The 16,461-nt window shown below is 73.0% G+C and carries 15 protein-coding genes; 7 read left to right on the top strand and 8 right to left on the bottom strand.

The features are described 5' to 3' along the window. Positions 1–95: 95 nt before the first annotated feature. From ACWF79_RS31660 to ACWF79_RS31645, 4 genes are all read left to right on the top strand, one after another. Complete coding sequence (locus ACWF79_RS31660; protein WP_453731621.1) at positions 96–461, top strand: Rv2175c family DNA-binding protein; 366 nt, start codon at positions 96–98, stop codon at positions 459–461. Positions 462–553: 92 nt separating this feature from the next. Beyond that, a complete protein-coding gene (gene thiE / locus ACWF79_RS31655; protein ID WP_453731620.1) occupies positions 554–1,204 on the top strand; it encodes a thiamine phosphate synthase in 651 nt (216 codons plus the stop codon). A gap of 133 nt (positions 1,205–1,337) precedes the next feature. Further along, positions 1,338–2,255: a methylenetetrahydrofolate reductase [NAD(P)H] gene (gene metF / locus ACWF79_RS31650; protein WP_453731619.1), complete on the top strand. Its 918-nt coding sequence runs from the start codon at positions 1,338–1,340 to the stop codon at positions 2,253–2,255. A 51-nt stretch (positions 2,256–2,306) separates the two neighbouring features. After that, on the top strand, positions 2,307–3,122 hold the full coding sequence (locus tag ACWF79_RS31645) for a hypothetical protein (protein WP_453731618.1): 816 nt from the start codon (positions 2,307–2,309) through the stop codon (positions 3,120–3,122). A gap of 9 nt (positions 3,123–3,131) precedes the next feature. Here the strand turns inward: ACWF79_RS31645 and ACWF79_RS31640 are convergent, their stop codons facing one another. The 5 genes from ACWF79_RS31640 to ACWF79_RS31620 all read right to left on the bottom strand — a co-directional run bounded on the left by ACWF79_RS31640 (position 3,132) and on the right by ACWF79_RS31620 (position 9,181). Beyond that, positions 3,132–4,565 carry a phytoene desaturase family protein gene (locus ACWF79_RS31640; RefSeq protein WP_453731617.1) on the bottom strand — a complete coding sequence of 478 codons (1,434 nt, stop codon included), beginning with the start codon at positions 4,563–4,565 and terminating at the stop codon, positions 3,132–3,134. 48 nt (positions 4,566–4,613) lie between these two features. Further along, entirely contained in the window at positions 4,614–5,240 is a 627-nt protein-coding gene (locus ACWF79_RS31635; protein ID WP_453731616.1) for a DUF4126 domain-containing protein, read from the bottom strand. A gap of 332 nt (positions 5,241–5,572) precedes the next feature. Next, positions 5,573–6,181 (bottom strand): TetR/AcrR family transcriptional regulator, encoded by a 609-nt coding sequence (locus tag ACWF79_RS31630; RefSeq protein WP_453731615.1) that lies wholly within the window; start codon positions 6,179–6,181, stop codon positions 5,573–5,575. Between the two features lie 29 nt (positions 6,182–6,210). Continuing rightward, positions 6,211–8,298 carry a YhgE/Pip family protein gene (locus tag ACWF79_RS31625; RefSeq protein WP_453731614.1) on the bottom strand — a complete coding sequence of 696 codons (2,088 nt, stop codon included), beginning with the start codon at positions 8,296–8,298 and terminating at the stop codon, positions 6,211–6,213. Further along, a complete protein-coding gene (locus ACWF79_RS31620) occupies positions 8,270–9,181 on the bottom strand; it encodes an ATP-binding cassette domain-containing protein (RefSeq protein WP_453731613.1) in 912 nt (303 codons plus the stop codon). The genes ACWF79_RS31625 and ACWF79_RS31620 overlap by 29 nt, the downstream gene beginning before the upstream one ends. Before the next feature lie 162 nt (positions 9,182–9,343). Between ACWF79_RS31620 and ACWF79_RS31615 the strand changes: the two genes are divergently transcribed. The 3 genes from ACWF79_RS31615 (at position 9,344) to ACWF79_RS31605 (ending at position 11,422) form a co-directional block, all read left to right on the top strand. Then, positions 9,344–9,892 (top strand): SAV_6107 family HEPN domain-containing protein, encoded by a 549-nt coding sequence (locus ACWF79_RS31615; protein WP_453731612.1) that lies wholly within the window; start codon positions 9,344–9,346, stop codon positions 9,890–9,892. 68 nt (positions 9,893–9,960) lie between these two features. Next, a complete protein-coding gene (locus ACWF79_RS31610; protein ID WP_453731611.1) occupies positions 9,961–10,749 on the top strand; it encodes a class I SAM-dependent methyltransferase in 789 nt (262 codons plus the stop codon). A 271-nt stretch (positions 10,750–11,020) separates the two neighbouring features. Further along, the gene (locus ACWF79_RS31605) at positions 11,021–11,422 is read left to right on the top strand and encodes a DUF3040 domain-containing protein (protein WP_453731610.1); all 402 of its coding nucleotides are present in this window, start codon (positions 11,021–11,023) and stop codon (positions 11,420–11,422) included. Between the two features lie 188 nt (positions 11,423–11,610). Here the strand turns inward: ACWF79_RS31605 and ACWF79_RS31600 are convergent, their stop codons facing one another. Genes ACWF79_RS31600 through ACWF79_RS31590 form a run of 3 tightly spaced genes read right to left on the bottom strand, consistent with a single transcriptional unit; the run spans position 11,611 to position 16,426 of the window. Next, complete coding sequence (locus tag ACWF79_RS31600) at positions 11,611–14,031, bottom strand: transglutaminase TgpA family protein (RefSeq protein WP_453731609.1); 2,421 nt, start codon at positions 14,029–14,031, stop codon at positions 11,611–11,613. Beyond that, complete coding sequence (locus ACWF79_RS31595) at positions 14,028–15,404, bottom strand: DUF58 domain-containing protein (RefSeq protein WP_453731608.1); 1,377 nt, start codon at positions 15,402–15,404, stop codon at positions 14,028–14,030. Before ACWF79_RS31595 ends, ACWF79_RS31600 begins: the two co-directional genes overlap by 4 nt. Then, positions 15,404–16,426, bottom strand: coding sequence for an AAA family ATPase (locus ACWF79_RS31590; RefSeq protein WP_453731607.1), 1,023 nt, complete (start codon positions 16,424–16,426; stop codon positions 15,404–15,406). Before ACWF79_RS31590 ends, ACWF79_RS31595 begins: the two co-directional genes overlap by 1 nt. Positions 16,427–16,461: the final 35 nt, after the last annotated feature.

Genomic DNA, 16,461 nt, shown 5'->3' with positions numbered 1-16,461 from the left:
GGACGGGCTCCCTGCGTCCTGGGGCCCGGCCTGACCGACGAGACACCCCCTGGCCCGACTACCGACTGTCAGTCCGGGATGGCAGGCTTGTTCCCGTGACCGAGATTGACGCAAGAATCGATGCTCTCGTCCCCGCCTGGCTCTACCTCCCCGACGTCGCGGAAATGCTCGACGTCGAGGTGACGCGCGTGCGGCAGCTGGTCAAGGAGGGCCAGCTCATCGCCGTACGACGCGGCGAGAACAAGGCGCTTCAGGTGCCCGCCGCCTTCATCGACGGCGACAAGGTGGTCAAGGGCCTCTCCGGGACCCTGACCCTCCTGAAGGACGACGGCTTCACCGACGAAGAGATGCTGGAGTGGCTCTTCACTCCCGACGAGAGCCTGCCGGGCACGCCCGCGCAGGCCCTGAGCGAGAATCGCGGCACGGAGGTGAAGCGCCGCGCCCAGGCGCTCGCCGTCTGACGCACCACGCACCCAAGACGCCACAGGAGGCCCCTGGGGGCCGGGTCCGCCCGGCCCCCTCGGTCCGCCGCACCCGACGGGGGGATCCACCCATGTCCACGCCTCGCGCACAGCTCGCCGACGCCCGGCTCTACCTCTGCACGGACGCCCGCAAGCGCCAGGGCGACCTGCCCGCCTTCCTCGACGCGGTGCTCTCCTCCGGCGTGGACATCGTGCAGCTGCGCGACAAGGGCATGGAGGCCGGCGAGGAGCTGGAGCACCTCGCCGTCCTCGCGGACGCCTGCCGCCGGCACGGCAAGCTGCTCGCCGTGAACGACCGGGCCGACGTCGCCCACGCCATCGGCTCCGACGTCCTGCACCTGGGCCAGGGCGACCTGCCGGTGCCCGCCGCCCGCGCGATCCTCGGCGAGGACGTGCTGGTCGGCCGCTCCTGCCACGCCGAGTCCGAGGTGGATGCCGCCGCCGCCGAGCCCGGCGTGGACTACTTCTGCACCGGCCCCTGCTGGCCCACCCCCACCAAGCCCGGCCGGTACGCCCCCGGGCTCGACCTCGTGCGGTACACGGCCGCCCTGGAGCAGGACCGGCCCTGGTTCGCCATCGGCGGCATCGACGAGACCACCCTCGACGAGGTCCTGGACGCGGGCGCCCGCCGGATCGTCGTCGTCCGCGCGATCACCGAGGCCGACGACCCGGCCGCGGCGACGGCCCGCCTGGCCAAGCGGGTCCGCGAGCGCTCCTCGTGACGCCCGAGGACCGTTCGAAGGCCCGCCCGCAGCCCATGGCAGGCCTGGTCACACGGCCTGGAGGCTGTCCAAAACAGTGTCCATCACTCGGACACCCCTTCGTCGGCCGCAGCGCCCCGTCTAACCTGCCCGTATGGCCCTAGGTACCGCTTCCACCCGCTCGGACCGCGCACGCACGGTCCGGGAGATCCTCGAGTCCGGCAAGCCGTCGTACTCGTTCGAGTTCTTCGCGCCTCGCACCGAGAAGGGCGAGCGGAGCCTCTGGAACGCCCTGCGCCGCGTCGAGGCGGTCGGCCCGAGCTTCGTCTCCGTGACCTACGGGGCCGGCGGCTCCACGCGCGGCGGCACCGTCAAGGCCACCCAGAAGATCGCCGGCGACACCACCCTCACCCCCGTCGCCCACCTCACCGCCGTCGACCACTCGATCGCCGAGCTGCGCAACGTCCTGGGGCAGTACGCCGACGCCGGCATCCGCAACATGCTCGCGCTGCGCGGCGACCCGCCGGGTGACCCGCTGGGGGAGTGGATCGAGCACCCCGAGGGCGTCCGGTACGCCGCCGACCTCGTCCGGCTGATCAAGGAGTCCGGCGACTTCTGCGTGGGCGTCGCCGCCTTCCCCGAGATGCACCCCCGTTCCGTCGACTGGGACACGGACATCCGTCACTTCGTGGACAAGTGCCGGGCCGGCGCGGACTACGCCATCACCCAGATGTTCTTCGACCCCGAGAACTATCTGCGGATGCGCGACAGCGTGGTGAAGGCCGGCTGTGAGACGCCGATCATCCCCGAAGTCATGCCTGTTGTTAACGTGAAGACCCTCGACCGGCTGCCCCAGCTGAGCAACGCTCTCTTCCCGGCGGACGTGAAAGACCGCATCCTCGCCGTCAAGGACGATCCGGCCGCTGTACGCTCCATTGGCATCGAGTTCGCGACGGAGTTCTGCGCGCGGCTGCTCTCCGAGGGTGTCCCCGGACTGCACTTCATCACGCTGAACAACTCCACCGCGACGCTGGAGATCTACGAGAATCTCGGACTGCACGTGCAGTCGTGACCGGCGTACCCGCCCCAGACCCGCGGCGGTGGCCGTAGGAGAGGGGCGGGCATGGGGTGGACGGTCCTCTACATCGCGTTCGGTGTCGTCGCGTTGTGGCTGCTGGGTGAAGTGCTTTTGCAGTACAAGGCGAGGCTGCGCTGGCGCGTGCTCGCCTTCTGCGGCTTCCTCGGAGTCGTCCTCGGGGTGCTGATGCCGTCCGTCGCGGTGATCATCGTGGGCGCGGTGGCCTTCGCCGTCGGCCAGACCTATGTGACGCTCTCCTTCCGCCGCGGCTTCTCCACGGGCTGGGCGATCGGCGGCAACCCCGGCGCGAGCCGCCGCCGCAAGTCCGGCCCGCCCGCCGAGGCCGGTCCCACGCTGGAGGTCAGCGACCTCTCCTACGAGCCGGTCGACCCCGAGCCCGCGGAGACCACGGCCGTCTACGAGCCGCTGCCGATGCCCGACGACACCGGCCAGTACGGCGTGTACACCCCCGCGTACGACCACACGCAGGACCACGCCGAGACCCCGCAGCACTCCTACGGGGCATACGACGGCGGCTACGAGCAGCACCCGGGCTACGGCCAGCAGCCCGGCTACGAGCAGCCGGCCTACGACTACGACGGCGGCCGGCAGCAGTACGCCGCCTACTCCGACCCGTACATCGGCCCAAGCACGGACGGCCAGCAGTACGCCGCCTACGACTACGGCACCGGCGGCCAGCAGCACTACGCGGACCCGTACGCGCCCTCGTACACCTACGACACGCCGCCCGGCGGGGTGTGGGTGCCGCAGCAGCGGGACGGCGAGCAGCCCGCCCAGCCGCCGCAGCAGGGCCAGGAGTACTACGGCTACGACAACGACCAGCAGCAGTACCGGTACTAGCGGCCCGGGCTAGCGGGAGCCGCGGAAGTCGTCGCCCTCCACGATCAGGCCGGCGACCAGCGCGCCCGACATGCCCGCGTGGGCGAGGCCGCCGCCCGGGTGGGACCAGCCGCCGGCGAAGTAGAGGCCGGGGAGCAGGGAGCGGTTGGCGGCGGGCAGGAAGTCGCCGCCGTCGCCCGCGAGGGCCGGGCCGGGCACCTCGGCGGCGCCGGTCTCCCGCACTGTGTCGTCCGGGGTGCGGACCTCCTGCCACAGCAGCCGCCCGCGGAGCCCGGGAACGGCCGACTCGGCGGCCTTCACCATCTCCTCGGCGACCTCGGACCAGTCGTGCTCCAAAAGCGCGTTCACCGCCGCCGTGACCGTCACCGACTCGTGGTCGCCGTCGGGGCGCAGAGCCGGGTCGTCGGGCCGCAGCACGGTCGTCGTGGGGCGGCCTCCGGACTCATGGACGACCGTGCGGTGCACGGCATCCGCCTCCCGGGCTCCGCGCAGAGCCAGACAGACCGTCACCCGTCCGGTCACGTCGTGCTGGTACCGCGGCCAGTCGTCCTGACGCTGCCAGGCCACGACATGGTCCTCGTACAGCGCGGGAACGGGGGCGCCGGCGACGACGTGGTCCGCCTCGACGGCCTCGCCCCCCGCCAGCTGGACACCGGCCGCACGGCCGTCCTTCTCGACGACCTCCGTCACGGCTGTGTCGAAGGCGAACTCCACCCGCCGCTTCAGGCACCGCTCGTACACCGCGTCCGCGAGCGCCCGGATGCCACCCTTCACGTACCAGCTGCCGAAGGTCTGCTCCATGTACGGCAGGACGGCGGCGGAGGCGGGGGCCGTGGCCGGGTCGAAACCGTACGCCCAGGCGTACGAGTCCAGGAGGGCGACGAGCCGGGGGTCGCGCAGCTCCCGCGCGCCGACCTGCGCGAGCGTGGTCGTCCGGCGCCGCAGGAACGGCGCCTTCAGGGCCGGGTACGGCTCGCGGGTCAGCGGGGAGGTGTCCGCGGCCTGCGGCTCCTCCAGGAGGGGCCGGCGCGTGCGGTCCCAGGCCTCGCGGGCCCGCACCAGGAAGTCGCCCCAGCGCTCGCCCGCGCCCGCCCCGAGCGCCGCGTCCAGGGCGGAGACGGTGCCCGCCCGCGAGGCGTTCGGCAGGTCCACGCGGGTGCCGTCGGCGAAGACATGACGGCTCGCCGGGTCGACCTGCGTCAGCTCGACGAGCTCCTCCAGGGGCTCCTTGCCGGTCTTGACGAACAGATCGCGGTAGACCGCGGGCAGGTGCAGCAGACCGGGGCCGGTGTCGAAGCCGAACCCGTCCCGCTCGAAGCGGCGCACCGCACCGCCGTACGTCGCGCCGCGCTCGTACACCGTCACCCGGTGGCCCGCCACGGCCAGCCGGGCCGCCGCCGCCATGGCGCCCATCCCGGCGCCGATCACCACAATCCGTGCCATGCCGGCGACCTTATCGGCCGCCACCGACAACCCGGCCGGGTGCCCCGGTCAGTCGGGTGGGTACGGGCTTCCGGCCTTCCCCGCGGCGGCCAGACGGCGCTCCTCCCGGCGCTGCGCCCGGCGGCGCAGGAAGCGGCGGATGCTGTGGGCGAGGAAGATCAGTATCACCAGGCCGAGCGCGAGCAGGACGCCCGCGATGATCGCCGCCGCCTCGGGGTTGAACATCGCGAAGGTGATGATCCCGGCGACCCCGAGGTCCTCCGCCGTGCTCATGGCGACGTTGGAGAAGGGTTCCGGCGAGGTGTTGATCGCCATCCGCGTCCCGGCCTTGACGAAGTGGCTCATCAGGGCGGTCGAACCGCCGACGGCGCCCGCCGCCAGGTCGGAGAGCGAACCGGACTGCCCGGCGAGCAGGGCGCCGACGACGGCGCCCGACACCGGCCGGACCACCGTGTGGACCGAGTCCCAGACGGAGTCGACATAGGGGATCTTGTCCGCCACCGCCTCGCAGAGGAACAGCACTCCGGCGGCGATCAGGACGTCGGTGCGCTGCAGCGACTCGGGCACCTCGTCGGTGAGACCGGTCGCGCCGAAGACGCCGAGCAGGAGGACCACCGCGTAGGCGTTGATCCCGCTCGCCCAGCCGCTGGTGAAGACCAGGGGGAGTACGGACACGCCCGCGATCGTAACCAGGTCTGAGTACCCGTACCTAGAGGGCGAGATGAGTAGGTACGCGGATGGGCTGCGACCTGCGCGGACGAGAGAGTGGTGCACACGGAAGGGGCGCGGCTCCGGGACCGCCGACACGGGGTGGCGGAACGGGGCCGCGCGCCTGCCGGCACGGGGGCACGGGGGTGCACGGGGGTGCAGGAAAGGCGAACGGCGAGGCTCGGGGGGATCGAGCCTCGCCGTTCGTCGTGTCTTCCCGGGGCAGGTCTTCGAGGTCAGGGTCTCCGGGGCCGGGCCGGGCCGGGGCGGGCCGGGGCCTGGGGGCTTTGGCCTTGGGGTCAGGGGCCGCCCACGCGCCCGTGCAGCAGCCGGGACAGGGCGCTGTGGACGTCGTCGAGCGAGCGCTCCCGCTGGAAGGCCTGCCAGTCCAGGGCGGCCACCAGGACCATCCCGACCAGCGCCGCCGCCGTGAGCGGGATGTCGATCTCCGCGCTCAGCTCGCCCTCCTCGACGCCGTCGCGCAGGACGCCCTCCACGACCGCGACCGCCTGCTGGCGGACCACCAGGAGGGTCGAGTTCCAGGCCCGGTTGGTGCGCCAGAGCTCGGCCACGTACAGCTGGGTGAAGGCGGGATAGCGGTCGATGAAGACCAGGCCGGCCCGGATCATCGCGTCCAGCGCGTCGACCCGGCTGCCGCCCCGCTCCGCCGTCTCCTCGGCCGCCGCCCGCAGGGAGGCGGTGAGCAGCCCGACGCCGTGCCGCAGCAGCTCCTCGAAGAGCTCGGTCTTGCTCTTGAAGTTGTAGTAGACCGTGCCCTTGGCGACCCCCGCGCGCTCCGCGATCTCGTCCACCGTGGTCGCCGAGAAGCCCTGTTCGGCGATGAGGGTGACGGCGGCCTCGTAGAGCTTCGCGCGCGTGGCCTGGCGTCTGGTGCTGCTGCTGTCCATGGGCTCGATTCTCACAGGTTCCTGAGGTCTCACAGGCTCAGATCCGGGTGGAGCCGGTCCAGCGTCCACACCTGCTTGCGCCGGGCCGAGACGGCCGTCAGCGCGAGCGCCCCGAGCGTGAACGCGGCCAGCACCGCGCACGCCTGCCACACGGGTCCGATACCGCCTCCCGAGATCAGCCGGCGCAGCGACTCGACCACGTAGCTCATCGGCAGGAAGGGGTGGATCGCGTTGAAGAAGCCGGGGCTTGTCTGCACGGGGTACGTACCGCCCGCCGAGGTCAGCTGGAGCATCAGGACGGCGAGCACCAGGATCCGGCCGGCCGCGCCGAAGCGGGCGTTGAGCCACTGGATGATCGCGGCGAAGCAGCAGGTCACCAGGGCGAGGAAGCCGACCGTTCCGGCGGCCCTGGCCATCTGCAGGCCGAGACCCCAGTGCAGGACCGACATCAGCGCGGCGACCTGGAGCAGCCCGACGGCCGCGACGGGAAGCCAGCCGGCCAGGGCGATCCGCCAGGCGGAGGCGCCTGCGGCGAGCGCGCGCCGGTTGAGCGGCTGGATCAGCATGTACGCCACCATCGCGCCGACCCAGAGGGAGAGCGGGATGAAGTACGGGGCGAAACCGGTGCCGTAGTTGGGCGCCTTGTGGAGCGACTGCGAGGCGAGTTCGACCGGGTCCGCCATGACCTCCGTACGCCGGTCGCGGTCGTCCTTGTCGTAGTCGGGGATCTTGGCGGCCCCGTCCTTCAGGCCGGTGGCCAGCTCGCCGGATCCGTCGACCAGCTTGAACAGACCGCCGTCGAGGGCCCCGGCGCCCTTCTTGAGCTTGCCGACCCCGGTGTCGAGGCTCGCCGAGCCGGTCTTGGCGCTGGTGAGGCCCGTGTGGAGCTCGTCGGCGCCCTTGGCGACCTTCTGGGCGCCCTCGTTCAGCTTGTTGATCTTCTTGACGGCGCCTTCGAGGTCGTCGTCCAGGTGCGGCGCGGCCTTGACCAGCTCGGCGGACTGCTTCTGGACGGCGGCCAGCCTCGTGTCGAGCTTCTTCAGGTCGCCGTTGCTGTCCTTGGACAGCTCGTGGAGATCGTCGGCGATCTTGGCCACGTCGGCGGACGAGACCTTGGCCTCCTTGAGGACCTCGCAGGCCTTGGCGTCGGGCAGCGGCTTGTCGACGCACTCCTTCTTGTGGAGGGCTCCCAGCTTGTCGTCGGCCAGGTGCGCGGCGCTCCGGGCGAGCGGGGCGCGCCGGACCACGTCGGCCAGGTCGTTGCGGACGGCCGTCGCCGCGTCGCCGACCAGCCGTGCGGTGTCGCCGATCGTCTTGCCGTTGTTCTTCAGGTACGGGCGGACCTTGGCGGCCGTCCCGTTGACCTTCTCGGCGAGCTCCTTCGTACCGGCGGCGACCTGCGCGGAACCGGTCTCCAGCTGGCCCGCGCCCTTGTCGAGCTTCTTCAGACCGGTGGCCAGGTTCCCGCTGCCGCTCTTGGCGTCCTTCAGCCCGTCGGCCAGGTCCTTGGAGCCCTTCTTCGCCTTGTCCACGCCGTCCTTGAGGTCACCCGCGCCCTTGGCCGCCTCGGCGGTGGCGTCGTGGATGTCCGAGAAGGAGATGAAGATCTTGTCGAGGAAGGAGCGCGAGGACTTCGTGGAGGCGGCCGTGCGCACCTCGGAGAAGACCGTCCGCGAGATCTGCCCGACGATGTAGTTGTTGGCGTCGTTCGTACGGACCTTCAGCGCGCCGGTCTCGGGGGAGTCGCCCGAACTGGAGGCGATCCGGGAGCTGAAGTCGGCCGGCATGGTCAGCGAGAGGTAGTACGTCCCGTCCTCCACGCCCTCGCGCGCCTCGGCGTCGCTCACCTGGTGCCAGTCGAAGACCTTGCTGTCGAGCAGGTTCTCGGTGATGTCGTCACCGGCGTTGATCTTCTTTCCGTCGGCGGTGGCGCCCTTGTCGTCGTTGACGAGCGCGACGGGTATCCGGTCGAGCCTGCTGTACGGGTCCCAGAAGGACCAGAGGTACAGCGCGCCGTACAGCAGCGGCAGCAGCAGGATCGCGACGAGCGCGGCACGCGGCAGCTTCCCCCTGCCGAACCGCTTCAGCTCAAGCGCGGCCAGCCTCGGCGATCGCATCGGCTTCCCCCTCGTCGGTCGTGTCTTCGTCGTCGTCTTCGTTTCCGGCGTCCGCGGCGTCCGCGGCGTCCGCGGCGTCCGCTGCGTCCTTGGCGTCCTTGGTGTCCGCGGCGTCTTCGGCCTCGTCGGTGGCGTCGGTGGAGGTCTCGGAGACGTCCGGGGCGTCCTCGGGTGTGGACGGCGCGGTGGTGATCTTCAGGGCGTCCTCGGGGGCCTCGCTGCACACGGCGAGCACGGTCGTGCCCGCGTCGGCGATCGAGCGGAGCAGCTTCCAGGCCTCGGCCCGGTCGGCGCCCGAGAGCTTCAGGTCGGTGTCGTCGAGGGCGAGCAGCCGGGGGCGGCCGATCAGGGCCAGGGCCACGGAGAGGCGCAGGGCCTCCAGACGCTCCAGGTCGCGTACGGAGGTCCGCTCGGCCTTCGGCAGGGCCTCCAGGTCGAGCCCGGCGGCCTCCAGGGCCGCGTCGATCCGCGCCTTGGCGGCGGCGGCGCGTTCGGCGGGACGCTTGAGCAGGGCCCGGACGGAACCGTCGTAGCGGCGCTGGAGCAGGGCGCGCTCGCGCAGATGCTCGGCGACGGTGAGGGCGGGGTCGAGGTCGCTGACCCCGGGCACCGGGCCGAGCGCGCTGATCCGGCGCACGGCGGCCATGCGGCGGGGCAGCGGGAGCCCGGCGACCTCGGCGTGGCCCTCCTGGGGCTTCATCCGGCCGGTCAGCGCGAGCAGCAGACAGGTGCGGCCCGATCCGGACGGGCCCTCGATCGCGACGAGCGCGCCGGGTTCGGCCCGGAGGCCGACCTCGCGGAAGACCCAGCCGCGCGGCCCCTTCAGTCCGAATCCGTCCGCGACGACGGCGGCGCCGTGCGGCTCCACCGGGTTCGCTTCCACCGGTCCACCCCCCACTTCCCCATTTGCACTGACCAGTCAGTGCAAAAACTACCCCCGATGGTAGATCTCGGCAAAACCGCAGGTCAGAGCGATTGTCAGTGGTGGCCCTCACGATGGACACATACGGACACAGAGCCGTCACACGACGACAGGAGGCTCGTCATGACCAGCTCCTCCGCAGCCGCCGCGCCCCGGCGCCGCACGGGCGGCCGCCCTGCCCCTGCCCTGGCCGGACCGGCCGCCGACGTCCACCCCGTGCCGCGCCGCTCGACCGCGCCGCCCGCCGCCCTCGACCTGCTGGCCCAGGCCCGTGCCGGCCTCGTCGAGGCGGTCGGCCTCGACCGGCCCAACGAGCGGTACGCCACGGCCCACCTCGCCGCCCTGCGCACCGCCGCCGCCGTGCTCGCCGTCCGGGGCAGGCCCGAGACCAACCCCCGTAAACGGCCCCGGATCCGCAGCGCCTGGGAGGTGCTGCCCGAGATAGCGCCCGAGCTCACCGAGTGGAGCGCCCTGTTCGCCTCCGGCGCGGCCCGCCGGGCGCGGGCGGAGGCGGGCATACCGGGCGCGGCCACCCCGCGGGACGCCGACGACCTGATCCGGGACGCCGCGATGTTCCTGCGCCTGGTCGAGCGCCTCCTCGTCCTGTCGCCCGTGCTGCCCCGCCGGTCCGGAGCCGAGGAGGCCGGTCCGCGGGGGCCGAAGGGCGGTTGAGCCGGGGACGGCGCGCGAGGCCATAGGGTGGGAGGCGTTCGTACACCGTCACCGAGGAGTCAACAGCCGTGTCGGACCCTTCCCCTGTCTTCGGTCGAGAGGCGTCGTCGCGCCCGTCGCGCGCCTCCCTTCGTACGGCCGTCGTCTGGGACGTCCTCAAGGACGCCCTCGACCGCCGGGTCAAGGCCACCGGGAAGGACAGCCTCGATGTCCTCGACACCGGCGGCGGCTCCGGCAACTTCGCGGTGCCGGTGGCCCGGCTCGGCCACCGGGTCACGGTCGTCGACCCCAGCCCCAACGCCCTCTTCGCGTTGGAGCGCCGGGCCGCCGAGGCCGGCGTCGCCGAGCGGGTCAGCGGGGTCCAGGGCGACATCCGGGGGCTGTTCGACGTGGTCGGTCGCGACGGGTACGACGTGGTGCTCTGCCACGGCGTCCTGGAGTACGTGGACGACCCGGCGGAGGGCGTGCGGAACGCGGCCGCGGCGCTGCGGGGCGGCGGCGCGCTCAGCCTGCTCGCGGCGGGCGTCGGCGGCGCCGTCCTCGCCCGCGCGCTGGCCGGACACTTCACCGAGGCCAGGAACGCCCTGGGCGACCCGGACGGCCGCTGGGGCGACGGCGACCCGGTGCCCCGGCGCTTCACCGCCGACCAGCTCACGGAGCTCGCGGGCGCGGCCGGTCTGGACGTGGGCGCGGTGCACGGCGTACGGGTCTTCGCCGACCTGGTCCCCGGCGCCCTGGTCGACACCGAGCCCGGCGCGGCGGAGGCCCTGCTCAAGCTGGAGGCCGCCGCGGCGGAGCTTCCGTCGTTCCATGCCATCGCCACCCAGTTGCACCTCCTGGGGGAGAAGCGCGGCTGACAGCACGGCGCTGCGCGGCTGATCAGCGGCGCAGCCGCACATGGAGTACGCCACAGGACCCCCGGTCGACGGCTTTGCCCCGTATGATCGGGGGACATCGTCCGGCATGACGGGCAAGGTGCTGGGGAATCAACGCCTCAGCAACCCGAACCGCATGGCGGCCCGGATTGGCGAATAGGCGTTGAGGGCGGGTTTCACGGGGGCGATTCCCTGCCTATCCTGAAAGGGCCGCATCCCGGTCGCCCCCGCGACCGACGACTAGGAGGACTCCGTGCCGCTCTCGGAGCACGAGCAGCGAATGCTCGAGCAGATGGAGCGAGCGCTGTACGCCGAAGATCCCAAGTTCGCGACAGCGCTCGAGGGAAGCGGACTGCGTACGTACACCCGGCGACGGGTCTACCAGGCAGTCGCCGGCTTCCTGGTGGGTATCGCGCTCCTCATGGCTGGAATGGTCGCTCAGCAGATCTGGATCAGCGTGGTGGGGTTCCTCGTCATGCTGGGCTGCGCGGTACTGGCGGTCACCGGATGGCGCAAGGCGCCCAAGCCGGGTGAGCAGCAGGCGAGTGGTGAGGCGGCGGGTGGTCGTCGGACCCGACAGCGCCGCTCGATGATGAACCGGATCGAGGAGCGGTGGCAGCGCCGCCGCGACGAACAGCAGGGCGGCGGTCACTGAGACCGCGCCGAGGGCCCTGCCCCTGACAACTCCCGGAGCCCCGTGAGCCCGGCCCGCCCAGCGCGCGCCCAGCCCACGGGGCTCCTCGCATCCCGGGCCCGCGCCGCGGTGGGCGGCGGCTCCGCCGAGACTCCCCCCCACGGAGGGGGGCGGCGAGTGGCCGCCCCCCCCGGCCGCAGGCCCCGGCCTCAGGATTCCGTGTGGGTCTTGGGGCGGAGGCGGGTCGTCCACGCCTCGCGGCTCGCGCCCCAGCGCGCTGTCGTCGCCGACCACCACGTCGACGCCGCCCAGACCACCTGGGCCGCCGAGCGCGGCAGCAGCAGCGCCCTGAGTCGGACGCCGCGCGACGCCGTCGTCGCGAAGCCCGAGCGGACCAGGGAGACCTCGGCCACCAGGGCCGTGCCCGGGCGGGGCTGCGGGGCGTAGAGGACCTGCTCGACCGCCCGCGCCACGCGATGCACCGCGTTGGCCGGCTCGCCCTCCAGCTTGCCGAGGCGGACGATCCGCGCCGCCGTCCTCCGGGGCGTCATCGACTCGTCCGGGACCACCCCGTGGTCCCAGGCCGTGTCGTTGATCTCCCGCCACGCCGCGAGCGTCCTGGCCACCCCGTCCTCGGCGGTACGGCCCGAGGAACCGAGCCGCCGCGCCCGCACCCGCGTCCGCCACAGGAGGGGCGACAGCGGTAGCAGGAGCAGCACCGCCACCCCCAGGCACACCAGCACCACCGTCAGCGGATCCGCGCCGCCGCCGTCCGACGAAGCGGCGCCCGCCGCCTCCTCCTGACCGCACTCGCCCTGCCGGCGCAGCTGCACCGGGCAGCTCTCCGAGGTCCGAGGAGCGGCGGACGGCACCGCCGACGCGCTGGTCGACGGCCGCGCCGACTCGGTGGGCGTGCCCGAGGGGGACTGCTCACGCGTGTACTCCGGTGTGGAGCCCCGCGACGGGGTCGGCTCGAACCGCGTCCACCCCGCACCCTCGAAGTACAGCTCGGGCCAGGCGTGGGCGTCCCGGATGCCGACCGACATCGTGCCGTCGGACTGCCGGGTGCCCGGCATGAAGCCGACCGCCACCCGCGCCGGGATCCCGATCGACCGCGCCATCGCCGCCATCGAGAAGGAGAAGTGGACGCAGAAGCCCTCCCGGCGCTCCAGGAAGCGAGAGATCGCCTGGACTCCCGTACCGGAGTCCACCTCGACGTCGTAGCGGAACCCGCCGTCCGTCGTGAACCAGTCCTGGAGCTTCACGGCCCGCTCGTAGTCGTTCCGGGCGCCCTTCGTGACCTGCAGCGCCTTCGCCCGTACGTCGAGCGGCAGCGAGTCGGGGACCTTGGTGTACTCCGCGCGGAGCGCCTCCGGCGCCGGCGGGGCCGCCGACAGCTGCTGGGCCGTCGGCCGCACGTCCAGGCTCGTCACCGTGTACCGGGCGTTGGACGTGTTCTGCCCGTCGTCGCCGACGAGCATCCGCCCGGCCGGCTCGTACCGCCAGCGCCCGCCGATCTCCACCCGGTCCGCCGGGAAGGGCATCGGCAGCCACTTCTGCTCGTACGTCGGGGAGGCGACGAAGTTCCCCGTCACCTCGATCGTGCGGACCTGATCGCTCAGCCCCGCAGGCCGGGGCAGTCGCTCGGGCACGTCCCCGATCGGGCGGACCGAGGACTTCCACGACGTGCCGTCGAACTGGTCGAGCGCCACGAGCCGCAGATACATGCCGCTCGTGTCGGTCGCGTTCGTCCGGTAGCGGAGCACCTCACGGTCCTCGGGCTGCCGGAGATTGTCCTGGAGCGAGACCAGCGGGTTCACGGCCGAGATCGTGCCGCCCTTGCCCCGGTCGCCCGGTCCGTCGCCGGCCCCGCCGAACAGGCCGCCGGGGAGCGTGGGCAGCACCGCCGGCACCGCGAGCGCGACGCCCATGGCGACCACACCGATCCGCCGTCCCGTCCGCCCCGCGGCGAGCGCCTTCCCGCCCTCGGGAACGCCCCCGGAGCCGCCCGTCCCCGGGCGGCCGGTCCGCGCCGCGCCGCCGAAGACCCGGCCCCACTGCGAGAGCCGGTCCCGGCTCTCGGTGAGGAGCAGCAGGAGGTAGCCGGAGGCCGCGAGCAGGAACCACATCCAGCTCGCGCCGCCCTCGGAGAGCCCCGCGGCCACCGAGTACAGCGCGAGCAGTGGCAGACCCGCCGGGGCCGCGCTGCGGAAGGTCACCGCGAGGGTGTCCACCAGGAGCCCGATCAGGAGCACCCCGCTGACGACCATCAGCCGGATGCCGTCGGTGTCGGGGGCGGGCGGCGCATACGTACCGATGTCGTCGGCGCCCGCCTGGAACAGCGCGGCGAACCGCCCGAAGGCCTGGGGCCCCGGCAGGAGCCCGAGCAGCGCCTGCTCCCGTGCGAAGACCAGGGTCAGCGCCACGAGGGACGCGACGAACTGCGCCGCCACCGTCAGCGGCCTCGCCAGCGGCACCCGCCGGGTCAGCGCGCCGACCCCGCTCTGCAGCGCCAGCAGGATCGCCGCCGTGAAGATCCACGTCGACGGCTTCACCAGCGGAAGAAGCGCGCCCGCGGCCATCAGCGTGGCGGCGTAGGCACCCAGTGTCAGCCGCCCGCGGCCGCTCATGACCAACCTCCGTACGTGTCACCCGAGGCGCTCTCCGCCCGGATGCCGGCCGCCTGTCGCCACAGCTCGCCGAGCCGGGCGCCCGGGGGCACGGCCAGCGCCGTCCACCCGGCCTCGCGCAGCTGCCGCAGCCGTTCGTCGATCGCGCCTGCCACCGCGCCGCCGGTCAGCCACGTCCCGGAGTCCAGGACGAAGGCGACGGCCGCGCCGCCGCGCGGCCGCATCCGCGCGGCCAGCGCGGCCTGCTCGTCGTCGATGTCGCCGACGAAGGCGACCAGCAGGCCTTCGTTCCCCCCGCGCAGCACGTCGTACGCGCGGGAGAGGCCCGCCCCGTCGGAGTGGTCCACGACGGCGAGGGCGTCCATCATCAGCCCGGCCGCCTCGGCCGTGTCCTGCGAGGCGCCCGCGAAGCCCTCGGCGCCCTCGCCCGGCACCGCGGTGCCCGTGTCGGTGAGGAGCCGTACCGAGAAGCCGCGCTCCAGCATGTGCACCAGGACGGAGGCCGCGCCCGACACGGCCCATTCGAAGGCCGAGTCCGGGCCCGCGCCCTGGTAGGCGATCCCGCGCGTGTCCAGCAGCACCGTGCAGCGGGCCCGCTGTGGCTGCTCCTCGCGGCGCACCATCAGCTCGCCGTAGCGCGCGGTGGACCGCCAGTGGACCCGGCGCAGGTCGTCGCCGTGGCGGTAGGCGCGCGGGATGATGTCGTCGTCCCCGGCCAGCGCCAGCGAGCGCAGGCTGCCGTCGCCGTATCCCGCCGCCTCGCCGCTCAGCTTCACCGGCGGCAGCGGCTCGGTCCGGGGGACGACGGTCAGGGTGTCGTACGCGCTGAAGGAGCGGGTCAACTCGCACATGCCGAACGGGTCGTTCAGCCGCAGCTGGAGCGGGCCCAGCGGGAATCGGCCGCGCAGGTCGGAACGGACGCGGTACGACACCTCGCGCCGGCCGCCCGCCTCGACCCGGTCCAGGACGAACCGGGGCCGCGGCCCGAGCATGTACGGGACGTGGTCCTGGAGCATGAGCAGCCCGGTGGGGAGCTTGGAGACGTTGTCCATCCGGAGGTGGACCCGGGCCTCCGAGCCGACCGCCAACCGCTGCGGGGAGAGCCGCCGGCTGCCCGCGACCCGGTAGCGGGTGCGGTGGAGCACGCCGACGCAGAGCAGCGGCAGCACGGCGAGCAGCAGCCCGACGCGCAGCAGGTCGCCCTGGCCAAGCACGTAGGCGCAGATCCCGGCGGCGACACCGGCGGCGAGGAAGGACCGGCCGCGCGTGGTGAGACCGCTCAGGGCGGCGCGTACACCGGTGCTGTCCTCACCCGGGCGACCGTCCCGGTCGTCGTCGGCTCGCTGCCCCTCCGGCGCGGCGGAGGTGGCCATCACAGCGGCCGGACGACGCCGGGCTGCTGCTGGCCGTAGTGCGGGCCGGCGGGCGGAGCCGCGGCCGGGACGGGCGTGCGCTGCAGGATGTCGAGGACGACCTGCTCCGAGGTCCGCCGGTTCAGCTGGGCCTGCGCCGTCGGCAGCAGCCGGTGGGCGAGGACGGGCACGGCGAGGGCCTGGAGGTCGTCCGGCAGGACGTACTCGCGGCCGCTGAGCGCGGCGGACGCCTTGGCGGCGCGCAGCAGATGGAGCGTGGCTCGCGGGGAGGCGCCGAGCCGCAGGTCCGGGTGCGTACGGGTCGCGGCGACGATCTCCACGGCGTACCGGCGGACGGAGTCGGCGACGTGGACGCTCCGCACCGCGTCGATCAGCTTGACGATGTCGTGGGCGTGCGCGACCGGCTGCAGGTCGTCGAGCGGGTTGACCGCGCCGTGGATGTCGAGCATCTGGAGCTCGGCCTCGGCGCTGGGGTAGCCGATCGAGACCCGGGCCATGAAGCGGTCGCGCTGCGCCTCGGGGAGCGGGTACGTGCCCTCCATCTCCACCGGGTTCTGCGTGGCCACCACCATGAACGGGCTCGGCAGCTCGTACGTCTGCCCGTCGACCGTGACCTGACGCTCCTCCATCGACTCCAGGAGCGCGGACTGGGTCTTCGGCGAGGCGCGGTTGATCTCGTCGCCGATCACGATCTGGGCGAAGATCGCGCCCGGCTTGAACTCGAAGTCCCGCCGCTGCTGGTCGAAGATCGACACGCCCGTGATGTCCGAAGGCAGCAGGTCGGGCGTGAACTGGATGCGGCGCACCGAGCAGTCGATGGACCGCGCCAGCGTCTTGGCCAGCATCGTCTTGCCGACGCCGGGGACATCCTCGATCAGAAGATGTCCCTCGGCGAGCAGCACGGTCAGCGAAAGCCGTACGACCTCAGGCTTGCCCTCGATCACACCCTCCACCGACCTGCGGACGCGCTCCGCTGTGGTGGTCAGATCTGTGAGGCTCGCTCGATCGTCATAGGTCGTCACCCGGCCCTCCTCGGCCCCTCCGTAAACACCGACAC

Source organism: Streptomyces sp. NPDC054975, from assembly GCF_053609105.1.
Note: the sequence above shows the minus strand (reverse complement) of the source record. Positions and strands in the feature narration are given on the sequence as shown.